We start from the raw sequence: 4,828 nt of genomic DNA, 5'->3' as shown, positions 1-4,828 counted from the left end.
CGGCAACAGCAGCGACAGCGCCGGCGGCACGGTCAGCAGTGCGCCAAGGCCACAGAAGACGAGGCGGCGGAACTGGGCAATTTCACCGGCGCGCGCGGTCTCGCCCTCGCCGAGGCGCGTCAGCCAGCGGGTGGCGGTCTCATCGACCAGCATGACCGCCTTTCCGGCAATGTTACTCAATACGCGCACGCAAAACCCTGCACAGACTCGGTTGTTGAAGCCGACAATAGGCCTCCGTGGCTTAAGGAAAGGATAAAACAAGGGGGTGCGGGAGGCCCCGCAATGACCCAAAATCCGGCTTTGGGACAGATGGGACAAGCCTTCTGAGCTTGTGGTTAACGCAACGTAAGCGACGGATTTGCTTCGATTTTTCCTAGAACGTTAACCTTTGTGGCAAGCGCGCGGCCAGGAAAGCCAACGGGTTCGGGTGGGCTGCCGCAATTATGCTTAACATCGATCGCTAAAATTCGATTCAAGTTCGCGACAAAGGCGCTGCAAATGCAGATATTTCGCATTTTAGGCAAATTTGCCGAAAAACCGAACGGTCCCGTCAAAGCCATATTCGCTTCCCGGCGGTACAACCATGTTCAAGACCGGCACAGATCCGGCGGCCCGCTTGAAGACAGAAGCGGGAAAAAACAGGTGGACAGAGCGATGTGGTTTCTCATCAAGGGAAGTATGTGGTTCGCGGCGGTGCTGGTGGTGCTTTCCTACTTCAGCAGCAAGCCGGCGACCGAGACCGACAGGCTTTCGCCCCTGCAGGTCAGTAATGCCTTTTCGGCTGCGACCGAAGCCTATCAATATGTGAGCGCCATCTGCACCGAAAAGCCTGAGGTCTGCGAAAAGGGTGCCGAGACCTTCTCGGCGCTCGGCACGAGGGCCAGGCAAGGCGCCCAGGTCGCCTTCGAGCTGCTCGACAAGCAGTTCGGCGACAAGGGCACCCGGACCGCGGTGCTCGCCGATCCGGAACCGACCCCATTCCCGGCCAGACAGGCCGAAACGGCAGCCGCTGCTGTTGCCGACACTATCTTCACCGGCACCGTGCCGGTCCCGCAGAAACGGCCCATTCGTTAGGTTGACGCGCTGACAAACAGCGTTGCGGATGTCTCTTTCGAATTCGAATTTCAAAACTTGCGCCGGGCTCTGATAGCCATGGTTCCCAGCGCCGGACTGCCTGCCCTGTCATTCAGCATTTTGCTGACGCCGTGAGGATTACCCCTCACGGCGTTTTTTTTCGCTTTTATCCCGGCCTGCAGTGCCTATATGGAGCGGATAGAAGAACCGGAGCGCTTATGGCCAGCCTCGAGCAAATCATCGAAGATTTCGAATACCTCGACGAGTGGGAAGACCGCTATCGTTACGTGATCGAACTCGGCAAGGCGCTGCCGGACCTTCCCGACGACCAGAAGACGGCGGAGAACAAGGTGCAGGGCTGTGCGAGCCAGGTCTGGCTGGTCAGCCATCTCGGGGACGGCAGCGCCGATCCGGTGATGACCTTCGAGGGTGATTCGGACGCCCATATCGTGCGCGGCTTGGTCGCCATCGTGCTCGCGGTCTATTCCGGCAAGACCGCTTCTCAGATCGCCGCCACAGATGCGATCGAGATCTTCGACCGTATCGGGCTTGTCGAACACCTGTCGTCCCAGCGCGCCAACGGGCTGCGCTCGATGGTCAAGCGGATCCGGGAAGAGGCAAGGATCAGGGCTGCGGCTTAGGGCGCAAGGACCGCTCACGCGCATCCGTTGGCCACGTGGAGAGCGCTTGCTCGGCAACGGCCTCCAGCGTGTCGCGACTGAAACCGGCTTTGGCCTGCACCGCCATGCCGTGAAGAACGGCCATCAGGAATGCTGCAAGCGTATCGGGCCTCGCCGTCTCCGGCAGGTCGCCCTCGGCCTTTGCCCGCTCGAAGCGTTGGCGAAGCTGCGCCTCGGCTTCGGCGCGCGCCTCGATCAAGGCCTGGCGGACAGGCTCCGCTTCATCCGACCCCGCCAGGACACCCTGGATGCCAAGGCATCCCGTATGGTCGGGATAACGGGTGGTGAGGTCGATTGCACCCTGGAGAAGGTGCGCCGCAACCTCGCGCGCCGTGGGCAACTGGAGTGCAGCGGGAACATAGTCCACATACCGCTCGTAGTAGCGCACCAGGGCCTTGCGGAAGAGCGCTTCCTTATTGCCGAATGCGGAATAGAGGGCCGGTCTTTCGACACCCGCCGCCTCGGTCAGGTCGGCATAGGAGGCGCCCTCATAGCCCTTGCGCCAGAAGACGCATATCGCGGCGTCGAGCACCTTCTCCACATCGAATTCGCGATGGCGTCCCATCAGCTCTGCTCGGCCTTTTTCATAATGACCGTTATTAAAGCCCCTTGACCATCAATGTCAAATTTCATACCGATCGTTATCGTAACATACGTTATGAAATTGGGCCGCTCGACAAGATCGAGTGGAGCCCTCGTCGAATAGGGAAAAGATACTCATGTCCAACATATTCAAGGGGAAGGTCGTCCTCATCACCGGCGGTTCGCGCGGCCTCGGTGCGGCGACGGCGGAAGCGTTCGCCGATCACGGAGCGGATGTCGCGATCAGCTACGCGGCCTCGGCCGACAAGGCGAAAGCCGTCGTGGAGAAACTCAGGGCAAAGGGGGTTCGCGCGATCGCGGTCCAGAGCGACCAGGCCGACCTTTCTTCCGCAAAACCCCTGATCGACCGGGTGATGGCGGAATTCGGCAGGCTCGATATCCTCGTCAACAATGCCGGCATCGCCATCCAGGGTCAGATGGTCGACGATCCGGAACTCGACGGGGACAACTATAATCGCCAGTGGCAGGTCAACGTGCTGGGCACGATCGCCAATACCCGTGCGGCGGCGCAAAAGCTGACCGACGGTGGCCGGATCATCTTCGTCGGCTCGCTCCTCGGCTCCTACGTCCCCTTCCCCGGTGTCGCCGACTATACCGGAACCAAGTGGGCGCTCGCCGGCTATGCGAAGGGCATTGCCCGCGACCTTGGCCGGCGCAATATCACCGTGAACGTGGTCCAGCCGGGCATCATGCCGACCGACATGGCCGCGGACGTTGCCGGCGAGCTTCCGAACCGTGACGCCATCCTGGACATGCATCCGATCCGTCGCATCGCAACGCTCGAGGAAGTGGCCGAAACCATCTGCTTCCTGGCCGGACCGCATGCGGGCTACATCAACGGAGAGACCGTGAATGTAGCCGGCGGCCTCGGAATCTGAGTGACGAAGCCGGGAGCTTCGACATCCAATCCGGATCGGATCACCAGCGAAAAGTCCCTGAGCTTCGAACGAAGCTCAGGGACGCTCGCGTCAAGGGGTCAGGCTTCCGCTGCCTTGGCGGCCATTGTGGCCTTTGCCCACCAGACCAGTTCGTCGAGCGCCGTTTTGGCCGAAGGCAGCAGATTTGCCTCGATCTCCTCGATCGGCTTGTTGCCGCCCCTCGGGGCGACCGCCATGAAGTCTCCGCCACCGATATGGACGGCGGCGTGGGTCGATACCATCTGCAGCTCGACCCCGATGCCGCGCAGGTGTTCCACCGCGCGCGACGCACCCGTGCCGCCGTAACCGATGGCGGTAAAGGGTTTCCGGTTCCATTCCTTGTAAGCCTGATCGAGGGCGTTCTTGAGCACGCCGGTGAGCGAATGATTGTACTCCGCGACCACGAAGATGTAGCCGTCGAAGCGGCCGACGGTTTCCTGCCAGCGCACAGCTTGCGGGTTTTGGCTCGGCATCCACATGTTCGAGGCCATCTCGTCGAAGAACGGCAGCGGATGGTCGCGCAGATCGACCAGTTCGACCTCGATGTCGTCACGCGCCTGCGCCTGCTTCAACATCCACTGTGCCGGCCTGTCGGCAAAGCGGGTGGGGCGGGTAGAGCCGATAATGACCGCGATTTTGGGCTTCAGAACCATAGTATCCTCATGTATGTTGGTTTCTGTCCGTAACCATCTATCCGAGGATCGAATGCCTCATCAAGACAGCACTTTTCGGATACCAGGTAACCGCGAGGATACCAGGTCTTGCGGGCCGATCAGCCGCATGCTGGCCCGGATCAGCGACAAGTGGACGCTTCTGGTCGTGCGCGTTCTGGGTAACGGCCCTCTTCGCTTCAATGCACTGAAGCGGGAGATCGGCGAGATTAGCCAGAAGATGCTGGCTTCCACTCTTCGCGATCTTGAGGAGAATGGTTTCGTGACGCGGACAGTCACCCCGACGACGCCTCCGCAGGTGGAGTATGCCCTGACGGACCTCGGCCGGGACTTTTGGGAGCCGGTGCAGGCACTGGCCGATTGGACCCATGCGAATTCCCCGAGGATCGACGCCGCCCGCGCCGCTTATGCAGCGAACCGGGCAGCGCGTTAGGCCGGCGCTTCTGGAGCCGCTCACAAGCGGCATGCAGCGTCAGCCTCACAAGTCTTCTCCGTCATAAGGCCGGCCGGAAATCTTCCGCGCCCCAATGATGGCTCTGGCGGCGTTTTGGCAGAGCCGGCGGGGCATAATGGCGGGCAAGCGCCAGCAGCGCGGTGCGCAGCATGAGTTTGGCCGAGCGCGCCGGCCATTGGCGTTCGCGTTCCACCGTCTCCAGCCCCTTGGCAAAGCAGCAGACATCCATCGCGACGCCGGAAAGTTCCGGTCCCATCGCGTCCACCGCTCTCGAAAAACGGTTTCGGGCGGATATCGCGCTGTCGGCGATGTCGGCCTGGCCACCGGCGGAGCCCTTGGCGCGGGTGGCGAGCCGCGGCTCCCAGGAGGCGGTGACGCGCAGCTGGAGCTGCCCGCGGGTGAAATCGGCGAGCAGTCGTTCTCCCGCCT

Annotated in this window: 7 protein-coding genes and 1 pseudogene; 4 read left to right on the top strand and 4 right to left on the bottom strand. The window is 61.7% G+C overall.

The window, feature by feature from the left end:
- Nucleotides 1-189: pseudogene (locus MOV61_RS28460) on the bottom strand (two-component sensor histidine kinase); the annotation flags it as partial.
- A 465-nt stretch (nt 190-654) separates the two neighbouring features.
- Between MOV61_RS28460 and MOV61_RS28455 the strand changes: the two are divergent.
- The gene (locus MOV61_RS28455) at nt 655-1,074 is read left to right on the top strand and encodes a DUF5330 domain-containing protein (protein ID WP_247138990.1); all 420 of its coding nucleotides are present in this window, start codon (nt 655-657) and stop codon (nt 1,072-1,074) included.
- Between the two features lie 218 nt (nt 1,075-1,292).
- Nucleotides 1,293-1,715: a SufE family protein gene (locus tag MOV61_RS28450; RefSeq protein ID WP_038541161.1), complete on the top strand. Its 423-nt coding sequence runs from the start codon at nt 1,293-1,295 to the stop codon at nt 1,713-1,715.
- Here the strand turns inward: MOV61_RS28450 and MOV61_RS28445 are convergent.
- On the bottom strand, nt 1,699-2,319 hold the full coding sequence (locus MOV61_RS28445; RefSeq protein WP_247138989.1) for a TetR/AcrR family transcriptional regulator: 621 nt from the start codon (nt 2,317-2,319) through the stop codon (nt 1,699-1,701). The two genes, MOV61_RS28450 and MOV61_RS28445, sit on opposite strands and share 17 nt — an antisense overlap.
- A 154-nt stretch (nt 2,320-2,473) precedes the next feature.
- Here MOV61_RS28445 and MOV61_RS28440 point away from each other — a divergent pair, with 154 nt between their 5' ends.
- Entirely contained in the window at nt 2,474-3,235 is a 762-nt protein-coding gene (locus tag MOV61_RS28440; RefSeq protein ID WP_038541159.1) for an SDR family NAD(P)-dependent oxidoreductase, read from the top strand.
- Between the two features lie 98 nt (nt 3,236-3,333).
- On the opposite strand, the gene MOV61_RS28435 is transcribed toward MOV61_RS28440, so the two are convergent.
- On the bottom strand, nt 3,334-3,927 hold the full coding sequence (locus MOV61_RS28435) for an NADPH-dependent FMN reductase (protein WP_038541157.1): 594 nt from the start codon (nt 3,925-3,927) through the stop codon (nt 3,334-3,336).
- A gap of 52 nt (nt 3,928-3,979) precedes the next feature.
- On the opposite strand from MOV61_RS28435, the gene MOV61_RS28430 reads away from it, so the two are divergent.
- Entirely contained in the window at nt 3,980-4,378 is a 399-nt protein-coding gene (locus MOV61_RS28430) for a helix-turn-helix domain-containing protein (protein WP_080719130.1), read from the top strand.
- Nucleotides 4,379-4,439: 61 nt separating this feature from the next.
- Here MOV61_RS28430 and MOV61_RS28425 read toward each other — a convergent pair.
- On the bottom strand, nt 4,440-4,828 hold a 389-nt coding region (locus tag MOV61_RS28425; protein ID WP_247138988.1), incomplete at its 5' end, for a DUF6456 domain-containing protein.

This window comes from Neorhizobium sp. BETTINA12A (assembly GCF_023006485.1).
Lineage (GTDB): Bacteria > Pseudomonadota > Alphaproteobacteria > Rhizobiales > Rhizobiaceae > Neorhizobium.
The sequence above is the reverse complement of the archived record's forward strand: the minus strand, read 5'-3'. Positions and strand labels throughout refer to the sequence as shown.